The sequence below is a fragment of the Candidatus Doolittlea endobia genome, assembly GCF_900039485.1.
GTDB lineage: Bacteria > Pseudomonadota > Gammaproteobacteria > Enterobacterales > Enterobacteriaceae > Doolittlea > Doolittlea endobia.
The window spans coordinates 343062-363427 of record NZ_LN999833.1 but is presented as its reverse complement, the minus strand read 5'-3'; the positions used below and the strand labels follow the sequence as shown (position 1 = coordinate 363427).

Here is a 20366-nt window from a genome sequence, read left to right as displayed (position 1 = left end):
TTTTGCATTTCTCCTAATAACGGGGTGACTGATGGGACTCGAACCCATGACAACTGGAATCACAATCCAGAGCTCTACCAACTGAGCTACAATCACCACTACCACGATTCTGCGAATAAATGCGATGGTGCGCCCGACAGGACTCGAACCTGAGACCTCTGCCTCCGGAGGGCAGCGCTCTATCCAGCTGAGCTACAGGCGCGCAGCGACTTTACGGCCGAGAATAGTACGGATTTACGTACAGGCTGTCTAGTAATTTTTCAAATAACGCATCAGTTGCTCTTGAGCTCGCTTCTGTGACAACACTCATATAAGCATCCATGCTGGCTAACAATGTAACATTCAAGCGTATACGCAATTGCGCTTCAATGTTCATCAGCACTAACGGATGGATAAAAACACCAATACTCCTACTCTTTTGGAATAAATCATTACGACTGACTTTAGAATGGAGATATTTACGGCGGATCAAACGCACGATCCTGATACTCTTGGCATATTTAGATGCCACTTCGTCGAGTAACTTTTCAGCGCCGTATCCCGCTCAATGTTGAGCGCTTTAGTGTTAATTTCCACTAAGCATGCTGGTTCAGCCATGTGTTTGCAAACAAATATTCGATGGAACCAGCCGAGCCGACGCCAGGACAGATCACAGATCTGATAGCGGCACCCGTCGTTATTATAAATTCTAATGGGCAAATTTGGCGGTGTGCGGTCGTGATGTGAATATGTAAGTTCAAATTATACTGTTCTATCGTTGAGTAGGTCTTTACTTGTGACCGATTGAATCTAACAAGACTGGATAATATATGTATATTTTTTGCTCTAAAACACGAATAAGGGCTTGTTTTCTTATGCGATCATCAATATAAAATATCCATCAAGAGCTCTTTATTACGTACATAAGATCATGATGCGCTTGCTGCCAACCCTGTGCTATCCCACAGTATTGGAATTCAATTTCCAATAGTATCATTTATTACTATATTACTGGCGTATGTCTGTTTGAGCGCTTCGACGCGCTTTTAAAAGAAAGTGTATCAATAAAATTATGACCGTGCAGACGAACAAGGGTCTTATGTATGCAATAAAGATGATCCTCGCCAGATATTCTATACTTAAATAACACAAGAACAGGTATATAAGCAAGGATGTAGTACAAAAATATACGCAGTTGAGAGAATAGAAATTTTGCTCATACGACTTGCCAGCGCTTAGATGCTAGTGGTATTTATGAAAAATTGGTTTAAACATTAAAAAGGAAATGCATAACATCGCCGTCTTGTACTATATATTCTTTCCCTTCAGAACGTGTTTTACCAGCTTCTTTTGCGCCTTGCTCCCCTTTATAAATAAAAAAATCGGCAAAGGAAGTAGTTTGGGCGCGGATAAATCCTCTTTCAAAGTCGGTGTGAATTTTCCCGGCTGCTTGGGGTGCAGTGGCACCGACAGGGATACTCCAGGCGCGCACTTCTTTGCTTCCGGCGGTAAAATAGGTCTGTAGATTAAGAAGATCATAGCCGGCGCGAATAACGCGATTTAGGCTCGGCTCTTTAAGTCCTAGCTCCGTCATGAATTCCTCGCGCTCTTTTTCTTCGAGCTCAGTGAGAGCATATTCCACAGTGCTACAAACTGCGACCACCACCGACCCTTCAGCTACAGCAATGACACGCACCTCATCCAGATAAGGATTGTTATCAAAACCGTCTTCGTTAACGTTGGCGATATACATCGTGGGTTTCAGAGTCAAAAAGCTTAGATGGCGAATAGCATTTTTCTCTTCGAGTGATAAATCAAGCGTGCGCAGCATGTTAGCTTTGCTAAGGAAATGGAGACATTTTTCCAGCACCGATAGCTCCAGTTTAGCATCCTTATCGCCACCCTTAGCTCGTTTTTTCACCTTGTAGATAGCGCGTTCGCATCTCTCCAAGTCGGATAAAGCTAGCTCGGTATTGATGACATCAATATCTTCTGTCGGACAGACAGACCCCGTTACATGAATGATATTATCGTTTTGAAAGCAGCGCACGACATGACAAATGGCATCTGTCTCACGGATGTTAGTCAAGAATTGGTTACCAAGACCCTCTCCTTTAGATGCACCCTTTACCAGTCCTGCGATATCGACAAACTCTACTGTTGTTGGCACGGTACGTCGCGGCTTGACGATTGCCGTTAATTGGTCCAAACGCGCATCTGGTATCGGCACTATACCGATATTCGGTTCAATGGTACAAAACGGGAAATTAGCCGCTTCAATTCCCGCCTTGGTCAGCGCATTAAATAAAGTGGATTTTCCAACGTTGGGCAACCCGACAATACCGCATTTGAATCCCAAATTTCACCTTCAGTCTCTATATTATGAGTCTATTAATTACTATTGCTGGTATGATATCTTTCCAAGCGTGCATCATACAGAGATTTCAGACATGATTCGCTGTCTTGCTTAATCTGGGCGATAAGCATGCAGGCGATTCATAACTTTGGCAGAATGCTGAGTCACAAGGATCTCCGTGCAGTGCACTGCTTCATCAATAGCACCATCTATTAATTGACGTTCTACTGTGGGCGGTTTGCCAAGCACAAAGCCCACGACTTGATTTTTATTTCCAGGATAGCCGATACCGATACGCAAGCGGTAAAAGTGAGCATTATTACCAAAATGGCTGATAATGTTTTTCAGCCCATTATGGCCGCCATGTCCACCTCCCAGTTTTAGCCTGACGTTGCCTGGCAGCAAATCCAGTTCATCATGCGCGATAAGAATTTCTTCCGGTGCAATGCGGTAAAACGCGGCCGTTTCGGCTACTGCTTTCCCGCTAAGATTCATAAAACTTGTTGGTACCAACAGGCGCACATCCTGACCACCGAGAGTCAGCCGGCCACTGTAGCCGTAGAGCTTCCTGTCTTCTTTTAGAGTTTGCTGATAGTACTTTGCTAATAACTTAACATACCAGGCGCCAGCGTTGTGGCGAGTGTCGGCGTATTCAGCGCCAGGATTAGCCAGACCTACAATTAGTTTAAGCCTCATATCTTCACTCTCAAGGCTCTTGTTAAGCTCAAGTAGTCATAAGTAAAATATATTAGCAAGTAGAACAGCGTACCACCTCAAACGTCTTGATCGATGTATGACAAAACTATTACGTATATTATTAATATAATCCTTACTACTACTTAATTGTTTATAAAGATATATAGTATGGCAATTTACTAATATCGAATTTGTAATTGATAATGTTTTTATATTTTCGCGGTTAAATTATAGACTACAGCCGCTGTTTCAGTTTATTTAATGATTGTTCATATCCTATATCTGCTAGCAAAATTGTGATGATTTGTCATGCATTGTTTTTTAAAGAATATGATTTTATGAGCAAGACATTTGCTACGGGTACTTATGCCGCTTTATCCGCTGAGTATATTTTGCTTACTATATAACAGAGTGAATTCAATAAGATCCACGGTCCATGCATCAATCATATATAACTTCCGTAGGTCTTTGTATGTCTCGCTCTTAAAACATGAGTAAGGATTCACTTTTATTCTATGCATCTTATCTAGAAATATTGTAAAATTAATCGCACAGTGGTTACAAGCTTAAGCCAATCCCCTTGTGGAAGATAAACAAAAAAATTCTTTTTTTAGTAAATCCGGTAGCATTACTAGACGCTTCCGATCAGTGCTCAAACATAGCAGAGATGGATTCTTCGTTGCTAATGCGGCGAATCGCTTCCGCTAGCAGCCCAGATAGCATTAGTGTACGCACGTTTGACAACGTCTTGATGGCTGGATGCAGTGGGATGGTGTCGCAAACGATCACTTTATCTATAACCGAATTCTTGATGTTCTCATAGGCATTACCCGAAAAAATTGGGTGCGTAGCGTAAGAAAATACCCGCTTTGCGCCGTGTTCCTTCAATGCTTCAGCGGCTTTGCACAAGGTACTGCCGGTATCGATTATATCATCTACTAGCACACAGTCGCGATCTGTCACGTCGCCGATAATATGCATCACCTGTGATACGTTAGCGTGCGGGCGACGCTTATCGATAATTGCTATGTCGGTATCGTTAAGCAACTTGGCTATTGCGCGTGCACGTACAACCCCACCGATATCTGGGGAAACGACGATTGGGTTTTCCAAATCTTGCTGTAACATATCTTCCAGCAGGATCGGACTGCCAAATACGTTGTCCACCGGCACATCAAAGAAGCCTTGAATCTGTTCAGCATGTAGGTCAACTGTCAGCACGCGGTCAACACCGACGCTTGACAGAAAATCAGCCACAACTTTGGCAGTAATCGGAACACGGGCGAAACGGACGCGTCGATCCTGACGCGCATAACCAAAGTAGGGAATAACGGCGGTGATTCGACCAGCGGAAGCCCGGCGCAATGCATCAACCATGATAACTAGTTCCATCAGATTGTCATTGGTGGGCGCGCAGGTGGATTGAATAATGAAGATATCATCACCGCGAACGTTTGCATTAATTTGTACACTGATTTCCCCGTCGCTGAAACGACTGACGGTAGAATTACTGAGATTGGTACATAAACAGGTGGCAACCTGCTGTGCTAGCGCAGGGGTGGCATTTCCAGAAAAAAGTTTCATATCGGGAACGAGAAGAACCTCAAACTACACCTAAAGTAGATATTGGACACAGCTAATATCGGGCTACAAAACCACACATTCATCCCGGATGGCTGCAATAAAGCCTGACGGACTTTGACCTAGGTATCGAATTTAGCAAATATACAAACGCCTTTGCCGCATCAGTCAAAACTGATGCGTATTTTAACAACTATGAAAGATGCAGTTCAACTGTAGAAAAAATGTTTTCTTGTGATCGGCTCCCATCATTTTGGGATAACAGGCATGATGCACTCGCTGATGTTTTCAGCAAACGCCGCTTCTCCAAGCATAAATACCAGTATATCGGCGCGGCGATCTGTGATATATAAAACAGGTAAAATTTACCTTTTTACCTTATCTGGTTACTGGTGCATCATTACAATCTCCAGCTATCCATTTTTAATTTGATGCGATTGTCGCCCTGTCGCAACTCCAAATTTGACGGCAGCGCCGGGAAGGTATTGTCGTGATAGCCTTGATAAATCACGATCCATCGCTGCTCGTTGTGGCTATAATTCAGGGTGTGCAGATAGCCGCAGGAATCAATGGTAAAATTAGTAGCATTACCGGGCAGGCCAAGCATCCACTGTCGCAAGTTGTCAAGCGGGATAGACATACCCGTGAGCTTCTGAATTATCACCTCGGGGCTATTGCTGACATAACGTTTGCCCTGATTGTTGACAAGCTCAGCTACGCCAGATTGAACATTTAGGCTTATCTCAGTGCTGCCTAACGGGTTAGTTAAAATTAGCTGGTAATGATCGGCGTTGATTTGCGTCCAATTGAAACGGGCGTAAATTTTCTTTTGTCTGGAAAAATAAGCAAAAGCGCCGCAAGTTTGATAATAGCTGAGTATGGAGAGCGACTGCTGATGAGCGCGCCATTTCGGCGATGACTGATTTTTGGCCAGGCTGAAAGGCGTATGGATACTACAAGTAGTTAGCAGTGGTATGGCCAGTAGCATTAAACGGGAAATGGCATATCTGCTTTCAAGCATGCTTTTAACTTCCTTTAATTAATATCTCTAGATCACAGAGGATGGCTAAGAGCAACTCTTTCTCAATGAGAAATTTTTTTCAGATTATCGGCAACCTCACGCCTCTGCTGTCGCCTTGGCAGGCGATATGATTAAAATAGTGTAATGAATAGTCATTCGGTATTTGGAGGTTCGTACTATATCTGTGCGGCGTGTTTGAAGATATTCCTATAACGCTCTAGAATATACATCGAATACTGAAAGTATTAACTTTAGCTTCGCTAAAGCAAATTGCTACATAAGACTTCATGATGAGTCATGACTCATGTTTTAGGAGTAACATTTAACATGTATGTACATTACTTCATGATTAATTAAGTCTGATACGACCATTATGAATGGCTTGTACATCAATCAGAGTTAATTAAAGAAAGTACGAGCAAATCCTGTGACGACACATATTAACGTGTAATAGCGTAAACTTTGCCATTTTTTGCCTGCACAATAAGTTTATCGCCACCAATGATAGGGGCAGCCAGCAGGCCGGCACTATCCACTTTTTGCTGAACAATGAAGTGGCCATCATCGATGTTAATCCAATGCAGGTAACCTTCCGAGTCGCCGGTAACAATATAGCCATTATACAGCACCGGTGAAGTCAGGTTACGGTGTAGTAGCCCACTCTGACACCAAAGGGTAACGCCATCTTGGGCATCCACCGCGATAACGCGATCATTTTGATCTACCAGATAGATCCTGCCGTCGTTCACTATTAGATTGGTGGCAGATCCGATTCCAAGCGACCAAATCACCCGGCCGGAATGCAGATCCAGTGCTGCCAGGTTTCCGTTGTAGGCTAGGGCGTAAACGGCATCGTTAACCACAACCGGCGTCGTTTGTACATCGTTGATCCGGGTGATTTCGGTAGCACCGCTCGACTGTGAAATGCGCTGTTGCCAAATTAGTTGGCCATGATTAATCATAACTGCACTGACCCGGCCGTTATCACCGCCTACGATTGCAGTACCAAACGCCGTCGTCGGAGAAGATTCGCCGCGTAACGTCAAGAGCGGCATATCAAGGTTCACAGTCCATTTTATTACACCGTCAGCCTTATTTAACGCTTGTAACATGCCGTTACTGGTATGGATTAGTACCATGCCATCGCTAATCACCGGAGTAGATAAAGCCTCACCGGCAACTGTAGTTTGCCAGACGACACTGCCGTTCTGTGCGTTAAGAGCATAAACCTTAGCCAGTTCGCTGCCAAGATAAATCCGTGAATCAGCCACCGACACGCCGCCGGAAAGCTGCGCTGGACGATTGCATGAGAAAAAGCCGGTATGGATAGAGAGGTTGTTTGACCAAATCTCTTTTCCGCTGTCCGCATCAAGTACTTTCACTACGCCATGACGATCTGCTGCAAATACACGGCCGTCTTGCCAGGCAGGGTGCAAATTGGAATAAAATTCGCCTGCACCGATACCGACTGCGCAGCTCCATACCGTTGTTGGCTGAAACCGGTTATTTACTTTTGGCAGAGGCGACATGGTCACGATGTCTTCCTCATTGTTAAACCACGAGCACCCGAGAAGCAGGGTGACCGATAAGAGTCCCATTATCTTGCGCAACTGCACAGTGTCCTGTCCGTCACTCTATTGAGAATTTGCAATGTTCTATCTATGCTTTTGCTACGGCAATACGCGCACTCGCTCCATCAAGAACAACGCCCAAAAGTTATTGGGATTAGTGTCAGCAAAATGCTGCATGGCCTTTATCGTCTTCTCGTCATGAGAATGCAGCACCCAGAACAGCAACGACGTCGAGCATAATAGCTATAGCCATCGCTTTTACAGTTATTGACAAAGACAGGGCAGCATATCGCGCGTTTCGTTATTAACGGTGTAGACTTTCACGGTACCCTTTTCCTGAACTGAAAATCGATCTCAGATATGTATCGACATCGTTTTGTGCACGGATTTCCTGGCTACCCGTGGCCAAATCCTTCACCACTACTTGCCCAGCCGCTGCTTCTCTTTCTCCAAGAACAAGTGCAATGCGTGCGCCGTGCTTGTCAGCGCGGCCAAACTGCTTTTTGAAGCTACCGCCACCGTAATTAGTCATCAGTCGAAGAGAGGGTTGTGTGTCACGCAACTGCTCCGCTAGCCGCAGTACCTCACTCTGCAGGCCTTCCCCTTCCGCCACCAAATAGACATCCGCACGCGTTTCTGCGGCGATATCCGGGTTGACAGTTTGTACTAGCAATATTAGCCGTTCTATCCCCATCGCGCAACCCACGGCGGGAGTGGCGCGACCGCCAAGTTGTTCTACTAGACCATCATATCGGCCGCCGCCGCACACAGTGCCCTGTGATCCCAAGCGGGTAGTTACCCATTCGAAAACCGTTTTGTTGTAATAATCTAGGCCACGCACCAAACGCGGATTAATTGTATATGGAATGCCGGCTAAGTTTAAAAGTTCACACAGACGGGAAAAATGAGCCTGAGAATCGTTATCACAATAATTAACTAAAACCGGAGCATCATTAAGCAGTGCCTGAATATCTGGATTTTTTGTATCTAAAACCCGCATTGGATTGGTATGCATGCGACGGCGGCAATCTTCATCCAGGCGGTCTTCATGCTGGCGCAAAAAGATGATCATCGCCTCGCGATAGCGCGCGCGCGCTTCCATCGCACCGATGGAATTTAGCTCCAGTGCCACATCTTTCTGAATACCTAGCGCTCGCCACCAGCGGGCAGTTAGAAAAATAAGCTCAGCGTCAACATCCGGTCCACGTTGACCAAATACTTCAGCGCCTATCTGGTGGAACTGACGGTAGCGGCCTTTCTGTGGACGTTCATAACGAAACATCGGTCCCATATACCACAACCGCTTTTCCTGATTGTATAGCAACCCATGTTCAATGCCGGCGCGCACGCAGCCAGCGGTACCTTCCGGGCGCAGAGACAAGTTATCTCCGTTGCGATCTGTAAAGGTATACATTTCTTTTTCCACTACGTCGGTCACCGCACCGATAGCCCTCTGGAAAAGAGGGGTTTGCTCGATAATCGGCAAGCGGATTTCACTATAGCCGTAGCTGTCCAACACATTTTTAAGTATCTTTTCCACGCGCTGCCAACAGGCCGTCTCTTCCGGCAAATAGTCATTCATTCCGCGAATAGCCCGGATGTTTTTTTTCATCGAATTTTTGCCTGTGTAATTTTATCTATCAGATTGACGCTCGTCCAACATCGCCACTTTTGTGCATGGCTCTCTAATTGGTCGATTAACAGTGCGTTATTGAAACGTTCGCGCTAGCAAACGCCTTTTAATAGTAACCCGCCTTTGTCATACCTCTGGTTCTACTAAGTGTGGATACTGCGCTTCACCGAGATCATTTATCCACACAGCTATGATGGAAACATATATTGGCGTGATGCAATTCTCCAATTGCTGCTCTAGGATATTGACACGATAACATCAAACTCCTGACCCGAACATATTGAACAGACAATAAAATTGATGCCGAGAGTATGAACGTACAGAGGTAAAAAATATCAAACCAGATATTAACTTCTTTTCGGATTCGCCATCAGCGAAATACGCAACATATTGCCCAATATCTTTGCTTAAAAGCAGACAAAGATTAATTACTGATTTCAGCATTCTACTGCAGACGACGCTGGCTTCAGTAATGTCCAGATGTAGCGGCGAACACGAGGTCAAAAAGCGATAGGATCGTACCAATTAGAAACACATCAGAAGCTTTCACGCTAACTTTAAACACATTGAAATTGAACAGGTCAAGGCATCCACATAGTACATAGCCGATTCACCAAGACCTCTGGTGTGGGTTCGCGATACTTTTTCAGATTGCATCCAACTTCGATGCCAACGGAACTGCGACTTGCTGTTTGATTAGGTTGAATGCTACAGTCGCAGTTCCGTTGCAGCGTCCATAGTAGGATGCTGACATATCAACACTGACGTGTTTAATCGCCGGTATTGTTTACCGGCGCCGCGATATTGGTAGTGCGGGTGTTGATCATTGATTGCATAGGAATGGGGACGCCATCGCCTACCAGAACTTTTCCGACGTAAATAAGTTTTAATTTTCGACGATTTACGGCTACGGCACTTGCATGAAACTTTCTCCAACCTTGTGATTAACTGTTACTGGGTGGTTACGTTTAACTGCGCAACTTGATTTGACCGGATGAACCGGCTTAGATCTACCGGCCTTCCCTGGTACTGAACTTGTACTGCGGAAGGAGCTCCTATGTTTAATTTATATGGTGCCTGACCAGTTAGATTCAGTCTGGCGCCGTTATATTGAATGCCGCTGAAAAGCTTCTTGCCACCGGCATCGAACACTTCCAGCCAGCAGTCGCCGGTAAAATTCATCACTATCACATTGCTGTTGGCATCAGCGGGGACAGTCCCGGGTGAAACGGATGATGTTGTTGGTGTGGAAGGGATGGACGTTGACAACGTTCTGTCAGCAATTTGGCCGGCGATGTAAGGAATAGGCACCGCGCTTACAGATGATGAAGACGGTGCGGCAATCGGCACATCGGTATTCGTGTTGACAGGTTGATTCTCCGTCGGTTGACCTACGTCATCCACCCCGTTGCTAAGTACAACCGATGCGACATCATCCCCACGCAATAACTTGGCGAAGGCTTGATCGACTATATTGGTGATATCCTGCTGCTGATCCTGATGATTTTGCCACCACCAGGCGCCTGTCAGACCAATCATCACAAACAGGATAAACCAGGTGAACCCCATCAGCCAGCTATCGCGTTTCTTACGAGTCTTACCAAGAGAAAAACTCTGCATCAGCGCTACCTTCAATGGTTTTATCGGTGCCTGTTCAGCCATCATTGGAATTAGTTCTTCTTCAGAAATTTGAACCAAGCGCGCATAAGAACGAATATAGCCTCGCAGAAATGTTGAAGCGAGGTTAGGATTAACGTGATCGTTTTCGATATCCTGCACAGTAGATACATTCAGGCGCAACCGTTCGGCTACCGACTGCTGGCTTAACCCCATATTTTCGCGGGCTTGACGCAGGTATCCGCCCGTCGTGGTTGGTGCTTGATCTTGCAAAGCTTCAATATTCATTAGCTAGAGATTGCTGGTACTGTTTAGATTATAGAAAACTACGAGTAAACCGTGTGCGCACAATATTGCACGTTATTTAGCCACTTCGCTAATACAGCGAAGTAAATCTGTAATTACAAAAATAGATACCATCTTTTCAGAATCAGAATCGCACTGCACATGCGCGTATTTTACGCACATGTGCAGCATTATTTGACTTGAAAAGCAGTAGCTGGCGATTTCCAGAGATCGGCTCTTTTATCCTTATTGCTGATTGCGCAGCCACGGGAGCGCGCTATTGCACGAGTACATATTGCCCTAAAACACACTAAAACGCACCGTAATTATTTAGAATTTTGCTATTTAAGGCGCTAGTTTTGTAAAGCAAACTATGACGGATTTAACCAGACAGCATCCAAATTACCACCGCTATTCGGTTCGCGTATCAGTACTTTTATTCCGTTAACGTGAATACAGGCTATCGCATGCCAATTATTTATCATTAGACGCGCCTTCACCTCAAGCTAGCACTTTTGACCGTTCATAAATTGACGCAGGGTACGTTTAGTCCGATCGATCACCTCTCCCGCCAATTGTCCACAAGCAGCGTCGATATCGTCACCACGCGTTTTACGCACAATAGCTGTGAACCCGTAACTTATTAGTATCTTAGCAAAGCGATCTACCCGGCTATTAGAACTGCGGCGGTAAGGAGCACCTGGAAATGAGTTCCAGGGAATAATATTAATCTTGCACGGTGTATCTTTCAAACATGCCGCTAGTTGATGTGCGTGTTCGGTCCCGTCGTTGACGTGATCAAGCATTACATACTCTACAGTCACGCGGCCTTGATTGGCATTAGTCTTATCAAGATAGTGGCGCACCGCTGACAGAAAAGTTTTAATATTATACTTGCGGTTAATCGGCACAATTTTGTCGCGAATTATATCGTTCGGCGCATGAAGAGAAATCGCCAGTGCTACATCTATTATGTCACCAAGTTTTTCCAGAGCAGGCACTACACCTGAAGTAGATAGTGTGATGCGTCGCTTAGACAGACCGAAACCAAAATCGTCCAGCATAATTTCTATTGCAGGCACTACATTAGTAAGATTGAGTAGTGGCTCACCCATGCCCATCATAACCACATTGGTAATAGGACGTCGGTCGGTAATCCTGGCGACGCCGATAATTTTTGCCACTTGCCAAACCTGGCCGATAATTTCCGATACCCTGAGATTACGGTTAAAGCCCTGCTGCGCAGTAGAGCAGAAAGGGCATTGCAGCGCACAACCGACCTGAGAGGAAACGCATAAAGTAGCGCGATTGTTCTCGGGAATATAGACTGTCTCGACCTGCTGATCGCCTACCTTGATAGTCCATTTAATAGTGCCGTCGACAGAGCGTTTTTCCTCGGCGACTTCTGGTGCGCGGATTTCCGCCAATGCATTTAGCTTAGCACGCAAATGCTTGCTGATATTCGTCATCTGATCAAAATCATCACAGAAATAGTGATAAATCCATTTCATCACCTGATCGGCACGGAAAGCGTTTTCCCCTATAGACGCAAAAAGCTCTCGTAGCTGTTGGCGAGTCATATTAAGTAGGTTCAATTTCTGTTGAGCCGCAAGTGCAGAGGGAAAGGTCTTTCCCGACACAGGTGAAAGTTCAGACATTATTTTATTGCAGGTCTTATTGTTAACACATTATGGCATGAAGACTAAACACGGATTTCCATCTTAATTCGGGCGTACTCGATGCTGATTGAGCATAGAGAAACCTGGTTTACCATTGTACGACACGGATTAAAGAGTACGGCCGAAAAACATAAAACCAACCATGCTTGTCAAAGAACGGTTTGCCTGTATGTTCGAAATAAAATCATTCCGCAAGCTCACGTGTTAACTGAAGCATTTAGCACTCTCTACAGTCAACCCGGTGTTGTCAAAACGCTGAAAAACGTTACCGATGACATTATTAGCTACGTTGACTTAATAATGGCCAAATAATTTTGGCCGCGATAATCCATACTTACGCTAGCCGGTGTAAGTAGCACAAATTAGAGCATCCTGAAATGGCATCCAATAACTATAGCTCCTCCCTAAAGGGAATCCGTTAAGGGAATCCGTTTTTCAGATCTAAAATATTATAATCAAACCACTATTTACAAGAAAAATGGTGGAGCTAAGCGGGATTGAACCGCTGACCTCCTGTGTGCAAAACAGGCGCTCTCCCAGCTGAGCTATAGCCCCAAGTTGTTCACTTTACATATGCCGTCACTTCTCTACTCACGTTAATTACTTCATGCCTGTACAAGCTTGTACATGTAGTTCAACTTTGCTTGCAACATACAGCCACCTGTCGGTCGTACACAGTTCTCTTTACCCTTGGAGTTTGTTCTAATCACTTTCAGGTATCTACCCATAGCAGGTTTTTCTTACTTTTTACAATTATCAAATAATCTGTGTCGACACCTTACTTAAGGTACCACTGAGGCAAGGAGGTGATCCCATGTATTGCCACGAATTATAAAGAGACAATCGTTCTTCATGCATATGATACCCCTCTGCGATCCTCAGCTCAGAACTCAGTCTGCACATTTTACCGTTACACCTGCGAGATACCAATTTAAGAGTATCAAATACACTTTATACCAAGTGATGTCGGCACGAGGCAAACTGTAACCCATCTACTAGTTCGTCTTATCTGGGTTCATTCGACAAGATGAGGTCTGAAAGTTCCACTTCAGTATCTCGATATTAAGCAAGTATTAACTACCACCCAACAGTTATCTCTCTACTAGTTAGACCCCTCCATTCGTCCTCTGCCTGCCGAAACAAACATAAGTTGCTTCTTACCACAGTTTGATTTGCATATATTAGATCTGCCTCTAGAGTTTAATTTAAACCATCACTTTTCAAAATTTAATATTTAAGTGTGTTGATATACTCTTGTGAGTATCCATAAAAATTGTCTGACAAATTTTTAAAGAGCACCATGCAATTAGAATTCAATTAGCGAACGATGCGTCTATATGCTGTCCTTCACGTCATATAGGCCTCTTCACCAAAGCAAAAGGTCAGATATAGAAGTGAATTATAGATTGTTTTAGCCATGTATCAACTGATATTTTCATTGTTTATTTGCTAATTTTACACAAAAAATAACTTTATATATAGTTTGCACAAATTTATCAACACAAAGTTAAATCTAGTAAATATTGTGAAAACATTTTCTCTACAATTCAAGTAATTTCATTTGGGTCGAATGAGCACGACAAAACATTATACTGTTAATCAGTACGATCTGCATCGTTATTATTCTTATTTATCGTATCAAAGGTTATTTGCTATGCAATTACTATGACCTATTCGTCGCGCGCTTCTTAGCATTTCTGATAAAACCGATATTCTGATAAAGTCGCTATTTGAACGCGGTGTTGAGCTAATTACTACCAGTGGTACAGTTCGTTTTTTGACTGAAGCGGGTCTACCAGTTACCGCAGTGTTCGACTATACAGAATTTCCTAAATAATGGACTGGCGGATTAAAACACTGCATCCCAAAGTACATTGGCGGGATCCTGGTCGGCGTAATATCGATGACGCAATTATGAGCAAGTGTGACGCTGTCCCAATACCATTTTCTGCTACGGTGATACGTGCGAAATATACCCGAGAAAAAGGCGGTGGAAAACATTGATATCGGTGCTTGACAATAGTGCGTTCTGCCACTGAAAATTATAAAGATGTTGTTGTTGTAGTTGATAGCGCCGACTATTCCTCAATTGTCTCGGAAATGGATCGAGACAACGGGTCGATCTCACCTTGGAGATCCGTTTTACCTCGCTCTATTCAGGCGTTTGAATACATCGCTGTCTATGACGGTACGATTAAAAACTATTTTGGCAACCAGGTACCGGCCTATCATAATGATACAAAGCAACCTGCTAGCCGCCTATAATCGTGCCTACCAGACCGACCCGACGTCCACGTTTGGCGGAATTATTGCTTTCAACCGGCTACTGCTGGTACTGCTATCAGTCGTCAACTTATTGAGGTCATCATTACATCGACGATTAATGACGATGTTCTGACTGTACTAGTCAGCAAGCAAATATTCGGATACTAGCTTGTGCAATTTACAGAAGCCGTTACTTGAATTGGATTTCAAATGGGTTAACGACGACCTGTTAGTGCAAGATTGAGATGCCGGCATGGTAAGTCCGCAGGATTTGAGTGTGGTTAGCGAGTGCCAGCCGAGCGAATAAGAAATGCGCGATGCATTTTCCTGATGGAAAATAACTAAATTCGTCAAATCCAACGCTATTGTTTACGCTCGCGACCAACGTGCCGTTGGTATCGGCGACGGGCAAATAGCCGCGCTTATTCAGCAAAAATTGTTGAAATTAAGACGGTGGACGCAGGCGACAGTATTGATGCTACGGGGAGATAGGCGTACATTGCGTCATTCAGTCATGTGGATCGATTCGCGATAACGAAGTCATCACTACCGCCAATGAATATGAAATGAGCATGATCTTTGCCCATATGCACCATTTCCGTCATTAAACTAGAAGTTCTATGAAATATTTTAATTATCGGCAATGGTGGACGTTAGAAAGCCACAAAATCAACACTTACCGACAACGTCTATGTCTCGCCTGGAAATGCCAGTATCGCGTATCGCCAAAAAACGTCTGATTCTGCTGTCAGGAGCGAGCCTATAAGAGTCAGCTCTGTCACGGTGGATAAAGGTTATATAAACATAATGAGTAATTTAATCAAATATAAGGTGTAAAGCTGCTTTTATATTTTTTCTTTCTAAAAAAGAACAACGAATGTTTGTCTTTAATTCGTGATTAGATTTTATTATCTGTAATAAGACCTCATAAGAAAATGCACCTTGCCTTTGACACATACGGGACATCATTCACAATAATATTGACATCTGGTGCTGTTGAGTACAGTCTTTTCAGATTTATTTAATGAATTAACTGTATATTATTTGTTAGCTAATAGAATCTATGCACTATGAAAACATAGATAGCATTATGGCAAGATCGAGAGTGATCTTCACAAAAGTTCGATATTATTAAATGTGCTTCGTGAAACTAAGCAGTGGAAAGACAACTTAACTTTGCAAATTAGGATTGCCACCATTTTTGATGTCACGACTGAAACACTATAAGGTATTTGGTCGATGATAGAGAAACACCGTGCTACCAGAAAAACCAAATAAGTCTCTGATACATCAATACTGTACACAAAGTATGACTGAGGGCAATGCGAGCTCCTGACTTCACTGATAAAAGTTTGCGACATTATTGACTACTAACGGAGAAGCACCGATGGTTAATTGTTCCAGCGCAGGGCAGTTCGCTCAGTAGAGTAATTTAATTAATATGGCCAATTAACTTCGCAATATTACGTATTTTCGGAGTCGGGTAATAGTGCTTAAACGATAAAACTCGGTACTTCGGGATACCGCGGTAGTGTATGAAACATTATAGTTTTAACGAAGCTCATATTTTGACTATCGGTCAGATTATCGTCAATAATCAGCATTGGCAATGACCGGCCTGTTGGTATTGTGTGATAAATTTGATTTGGCATGCGTTAACGATCTGAACGACAATCGTCGTTGGCATTGACATAATGGCGGGTTTGAAGACTCCAAACTATTCTTTGTCTGCAGCGTGGCAATGACGTAGCAGAACACTGGTGTCAATCACTATGGTAAAAGCGCCGGTAGACTTCAAAGCGCCGGTAGACTTCATGTGGTTTGTGAATGGCCTGTACAACGATAATTTGAGCTTTGGCGGGAAAGAGAGTGACTTTCAACCTCTTAACAGGGTATCATCGATACTAGCCGTGGGAAACCACTGTTACCGGAAAAATTCCCAGCAGCATTATAATGAATTGACTTAGCGGTTTGGCCCCTCAGATATAGGCGCTAGCTAGCTACGCGTAAAAACGATTTTGTCTAAGTTCCCCCTGGACAGATTAGGGCCAGCTTCTTTGGAAGCGATACGATAACTGCGCACTTAACCACGGTGCCGGATAAGAAGTACACGTATTAATGAACTGACAGTGATCACGCAAAATGACTGGTTTGCGTCCTGACCTTCAAACACCGAAGAAGTATACAAATCTATTGTAAGCCTCCTTGAGGCAGGGCATCGCCGAAAAATCAAGAAAGAAGCCTGCGTCAGCGATATGCTGTGAATAGCGAGACTACTAGTAATCAACACCAAGAGAATTATAACCAGATGTGAAACATCTTCTCTTTGTTAACAAGAGTTCGCCATTTATTTAACAAAAAATAACTAATGCTTATTTTTAAACTCATGACGAAATCTTTTCTCGACACTTGCGGCATGACTAAAAAGATATCGTCTATTAAGAACAACAAACTTACATAACAATAATCTGTTCGACAGGATGCGATTGCTAAGCAAGTCAGCAACGGCATTCGCAATTAACTTGTCGGTAAGAGTCACTGTCTTTGCTGTCAAGCTTTTATGGAATAATTACACATCGGCGGCTGAGACAAGCTGAAAATAGAGGCAGCTTTACGTCTGCTTTGAGCATTGGGTTATGATTTATAATTTTATCCTTTTATTTTTAAAAATTACGTGATGTGATCTATCCTTGTTGTAGTAAAGATGATGGAGTAGGATATAATTATCCTTTGGCATAGGAGATGCGCTGTCCTCAAAAAAGGATAGTGCTCACTATTATTTTATTCTTCTGATTGCAGAAGCTACAGAAATCATTACACTGTTAAGAAATATAACCTTTTATATAATCGTTGTATGCCAGTTTATATGGCCTTATTGGATTTAAGCAGTTGTGTTGTAAAAATAGAGTTGAATTTACGGGGTCGAATTTATTTATTTAAGAGTGCACATCTATGAGTCTGACGCTAGTCAGTGGGAATTTACTTTCTGCAAATCATTTGCAGCATGAACATCTTTTTTCATTATTAGAGCAGATGAGCGCGTGGCGGCTGGATTATGCCGATCTCTATTTCCAATCAATTTATCATGAAGCCTGGGTAATCGAAGACGGTATTATTAAAGAAGGATTGTATAATATTGATCAGGGCGTGGGCGTGCGGGCGATTATCGGCGATAAAACTGGTTTTGCTTATGCCGACCAAATTACTCTCGCGGCTCTGAATCAGAGCGCAAAGGCCGCGCTTAGTATTGTCAACGAATCTGGCAGCGACTGGGTGCAAACTTTGGACGAGGTAACCTATCGCTCTCTGCACCTACAACTAGACCCGCTTAGCGGCCTGCCGCGAGAAGAGAAAATTTCGCTGCTGCATCGGGTAAATAAAGCAGCGCGAGATGCCGATGGACGCGTGCAGGAAGTCACGGCTAGTCTATCAGGGATTTATGAGCAGATTTTGGTTGCTGCAACGGACGGCACGCTGGCAGCAGATGTACGTCCACTGGTGCGTCTGTCCATTAGCGTGCAGGTGGCTCAGGACGGTAAACGCGAACGCGGCGCCAGCGGTGGCGGAGGCCGTTTTGGATACGATTTCTTTCTCGAAGACGTTGACGGCGAAGTACGGGCCGATATCTGGGCTCGAGAAGCTGTGAAGAGGGCTTTGGTGAATCTGTCCGCTGCTGCTGCCCCCGTCGGTGTCATGCCGGTGGTACTCGGGGCAGGTTGGCCGGGCGTGTTGTTGCACGAAGCAGTAGGACATGGCTTGGAGGGTGATTTCAACCGCCGAGGCAGCTCGGTATTCAGTGGAAAAATGAACAAGCGAGTGGCTTCTGAACTATGTACGGTGGTTGATGATGGCACACTCTCCGGCCGATGCGGTTCGTTGACGATCGATGATGAAGGTGTGCCGGGACAATATACAATCCTTATTGAAAATGGTTTACTGAAAGGATATATGCAGGATAAATTTAATGCTCGTCTGATGGGAGTTACGCCTACTGGTAACGGCCGGCGCGCATCTTATGCGTACTTGCCGATTCCGCGTATGACTAATACCTATATGTTGTCAGGCCAATCAACGCCGGAAGAAATTATCGCCAGCGTGGAACGGGGAATATACGCGCCCGATTTTGGCGGTGGACAAGTCGATATTGCTTCTGGAAAGTTCGTTTTCTCTACAGCGGAAGCCTATCTGATTGAGAATGGACGTGTTACCACACCGGTAAAGAGGGCGATGCTTATCGGTTCTGGCATTGAAGCGATGCAGCAGATTTCGATGGTAGGTAACGATTTGACGCTAGATAAAGGGATCGGTGTTTGCGATAAAGAGGGCCAAAGACTGCCGGTGGGTGTGGGTCAGCCGACGTTAAAACTTGATAAAATTACTGTTGGGGGGACTGCCTGAGTTCTATCAGTACCACAAGTCACTTTAACTTGCATAGCAAACTTCCCAAGCGTCGAATACCATCGACTTTATGTGTTATTGCAACCGGTAGTAATAGGCGGCCTGAGTACTCGCTATTATCAAGCTAGACGCCTTTTGCCCTGCCGAGTATGTCTTCCGCTGTTCTGACCGAAAGTTTAATCTGTTATCTTGTTGAAATCACCTCATCAAATAGTTAATGTGCACTTATAATTTAAGTAGAAATTGATCGCATAGATTGCGTAAATAAGCCGTGAACCACATCATCGCTGCGCTTTATCTTTTGCAAAAAGATACAGGATCAGCCATATAATGAATACCGCGTCAGCAATAAGTCAACGCATTATCGTCTGGAAATCGTTAGTAATAAAGTGGCTGATAGGTAATAGATACAGACCAAGTACTTCTCTATAAGATCAGTAGATGACTGTAGACTGCTATCAGCAAATCCAAATTACGATATTAAAAGAACCGGATGCGTACATTTTAAGTGTTGTCACTATAAGATTTCAGCCAATTGCATCTGAATGCTGCCCAGAAAAAGGACGCGTTTCGTACTTCATTTTCGCAAAGACATTTTATTAACATGGTGTATCGAACTTCTGATAATATTTACTTTAGGTTATTTAGACCAACGTAAAGAATATATACAAATACAGTAATTATTAATACTGTTGATCAAATTCAACATACTTTTACATGATCTAATACATGAATATTTATAAGGTCTTTTTGGAAGCAGCTATTTATTTTGAAAATGCACCTAGAGTAGTATTACTTGGATTTATGTACATGAAGCAGATATTTTCTCCCAATATCGAAAAGAGTACTAGCAATTAGCCTATGTGGTGCAATTAAATAATTGGCCAAAGCAGATGATCGATAACATAGAGCTGATCGTCACCCAGACTGATAGATATCGATAAAAGTAGTGCTTGGAATAGCAAATCGTTACTAATTAGCAGTTGTATCTGATGCTGCGTGCCATCGCGTTTAGCTTTATTAGCTACTTATCGGTCATTACGCAGTCAATTTGATTAATTAAAGATTTCATCTATTATTTCAGATGTGCGAAATCTACATATTTAAACTGAGCATCGAGTATCAGGAAAGAGTCATTTTTCGACGAATATGTTTGTGTGACCAGAGAAGTTAAGAGTGCATTTATCATGTTGATAATCATAGTCGCATAATACTTCATTCAATGTGCTGTTGTTATCGCGCTGCAGATCGCCACAGTTACTGCCGAGTATAATGTCGACAAGGA

The 20366-nt window shown here is 43.6% G+C and carries 17 protein-coding genes, 3 tRNA genes and 1 pseudogene; 6 read left to right on the top strand and 15 right to left on the bottom strand.

Annotation, left to right across the window (positions count from 1 at the left end; translation table 11 throughout):
• Nucleotides 1-23: 23 nt before the first annotated feature.
• The 15 genes and pseudogenes from A4A68_RS01290 to A4A68_RS01230 form a co-directional block, all read right to left on the bottom strand.
• Nucleotides 24-96, bottom strand: a tRNA-His gene (locus A4A68_RS01290).
• 29 nt (nt 97-125) lie between these two features.
• A tRNA-Arg gene (locus A4A68_RS01285) sits at nt 126-202 on the bottom strand.
• Between the two features lie 9 nt (nt 203-211).
• The gene (locus tag A4A68_RS01280; protein ID WP_231938062.1) at nt 212-511 is read right to left on the bottom strand and encodes a hypothetical protein; all 300 of its coding nucleotides are present in this window, start codon (nt 509-511) and stop codon (nt 212-214) included.
• A gap of 735 nt (nt 512-1246) precedes the next feature.
• Nucleotides 1247-2338 (bottom strand): redox-regulated ATPase YchF, encoded by a 1092-nt coding sequence (gene ychF, locus A4A68_RS01275; protein WP_067565685.1) that lies wholly within the window; start codon nt 2336-2338, stop codon nt 1247-1249.
• 108 nt (nt 2339-2446) lie between these two features.
• On the bottom strand, nt 2447-3031 hold the full coding sequence (gene pth, locus A4A68_RS01270) for an aminoacyl-tRNA hydrolase (protein ID WP_067565682.1): 585 nt from the start codon (nt 3029-3031) through the stop codon (nt 2447-2449).
• A 645-nt stretch (nt 3032-3676) separates the two neighbouring features.
• Nucleotides 3677-4615, bottom strand: coding sequence for a ribose-phosphate pyrophosphokinase (locus A4A68_RS01265; protein WP_067565679.1), 939 nt, complete (start codon nt 4613-4615; stop codon nt 3677-3679).
• A 397-nt stretch (nt 4616-5012) separates the two neighbouring features.
• Nucleotides 5013-5633, bottom strand: coding sequence for a lipoprotein insertase outer membrane protein LolB (lolB, locus tag A4A68_RS01260; protein ID WP_067565676.1), 621 nt, complete (start codon nt 5631-5633; stop codon nt 5013-5015).
• Nucleotides 5634-6073: 440 nt separating this feature from the next.
• The gene (bamB, locus tag A4A68_RS01255; RefSeq protein WP_067565673.1) at nt 6074-7249 is read right to left on the bottom strand and encodes an outer membrane protein assembly factor BamB; all 1176 of its coding nucleotides are present in this window, start codon (nt 7247-7249) and stop codon (nt 6074-6076) included.
• A gap of 54 nt (nt 7250-7303) precedes the next feature.
• Nucleotides 7304-7429 (bottom strand): hypothetical protein, encoded by a 126-nt coding sequence (locus A4A68_RS03765; RefSeq protein WP_269447283.1) that lies wholly within the window; start codon nt 7427-7429, stop codon nt 7304-7306.
• A gap of 79 nt (nt 7430-7508) precedes the next feature.
• Nucleotides 7509-8816 carry a histidine--tRNA ligase gene (hisS, locus tag A4A68_RS01250; RefSeq protein ID WP_067565670.1) on the bottom strand — a complete coding sequence of 436 codons (1308 nt, stop codon included), beginning with the start codon at nt 8814-8816 and terminating at the stop codon, nt 7509-7511.
• Nucleotides 8813-9718: pseudogene (locus tag A4A68_RS03675) on the bottom strand (flavodoxin-dependent (E)-4-hydroxy-3-methylbut-2-enyl-diphosphate synthase). The gene hisS and the pseudogene A4A68_RS03675 overlap by 4 nt, the downstream one beginning before the upstream one ends.
• A 70-nt stretch (nt 9719-9788) precedes the next feature.
• On the bottom strand, nt 9789-10742 hold the full coding sequence (gene rodZ, locus A4A68_RS01245; protein WP_067565667.1) for a cytoskeleton protein RodZ: 954 nt from the start codon (nt 10740-10742) through the stop codon (nt 9789-9791).
• Between the two features lie 368 nt (nt 10743-11110).
• Nucleotides 11111-11239 (bottom strand): hypothetical protein, encoded by a 129-nt coding sequence (locus A4A68_RS03760; RefSeq protein ID WP_269447282.1) that lies wholly within the window; start codon nt 11237-11239, stop codon nt 11111-11113.
• Between the two features lie 6 nt (nt 11240-11245).
• On the bottom strand, nt 11246-12397 hold the full coding sequence (locus tag A4A68_RS01240; RefSeq protein ID WP_067565665.1) for a bifunctional tRNA (adenosine(37)-C2)-methyltransferase TrmG/ribosomal RNA large subunit methyltransferase RlmN: 1152 nt from the start codon (nt 12395-12397) through the stop codon (nt 11246-11248).
• Nucleotides 12398-12897: 500 nt separating this feature from the next.
• A tRNA-Ala gene (locus A4A68_RS01230) sits at nt 12898-12973 on the bottom strand.
• Between the two features lie 1117 nt (nt 12974-14090).
• On the opposite strand from A4A68_RS01230, the gene A4A68_RS03880 reads away from it, so the two are divergent.
• From A4A68_RS03880 to tldD, 6 genes are all read left to right on the top strand, one after another.
• Complete coding sequence (locus A4A68_RS03880) at nt 14091-14255, top strand: hypothetical protein (RefSeq protein WP_408605381.1); 165 nt, start codon at nt 14091-14093, stop codon at nt 14253-14255.
• Nucleotides 14255-14422 (top strand): hypothetical protein, encoded by a 168-nt coding sequence (locus tag A4A68_RS03875; RefSeq protein ID WP_408605378.1) that lies wholly within the window; start codon nt 14255-14257, stop codon nt 14420-14422. The genes A4A68_RS03880 and A4A68_RS03875 overlap by 1 nt, the downstream gene beginning before the upstream one ends.
• An 18-nt stretch (nt 14423-14440) precedes the next feature.
• Nucleotides 14441-14683, top strand: coding sequence for a hypothetical protein (locus tag A4A68_RS03870; RefSeq protein WP_067565659.1), 243 nt, complete (start codon nt 14441-14443; stop codon nt 14681-14683).
• Nucleotides 14601-14816, top strand: a complete 216-nt coding sequence (locus tag A4A68_RS03865; protein ID WP_408605377.1) for a hypothetical protein — start codon at nt 14601-14603, stop codon at nt 14814-14816. The genes A4A68_RS03870 and A4A68_RS03865 overlap by 83 nt, the downstream gene beginning before the upstream one ends.
• A 204-nt stretch (nt 14817-15020) precedes the next feature.
• Complete coding sequence (locus A4A68_RS03860) at nt 15021-15218, top strand: hypothetical protein (protein ID WP_408605380.1); 198 nt, start codon at nt 15021-15023, stop codon at nt 15216-15218.
• A gap of 2417 nt (nt 15219-17635) precedes the next feature.
• Nucleotides 17636-19081: a metalloprotease TldD gene (gene tldD / locus A4A68_RS01220; protein WP_067565656.1), complete on the top strand. Its 1446-nt coding sequence runs from the start codon at nt 17636-17638 to the stop codon at nt 19079-19081.
• Nucleotides 19082-20366: the final 1285 nt, after the last annotated feature.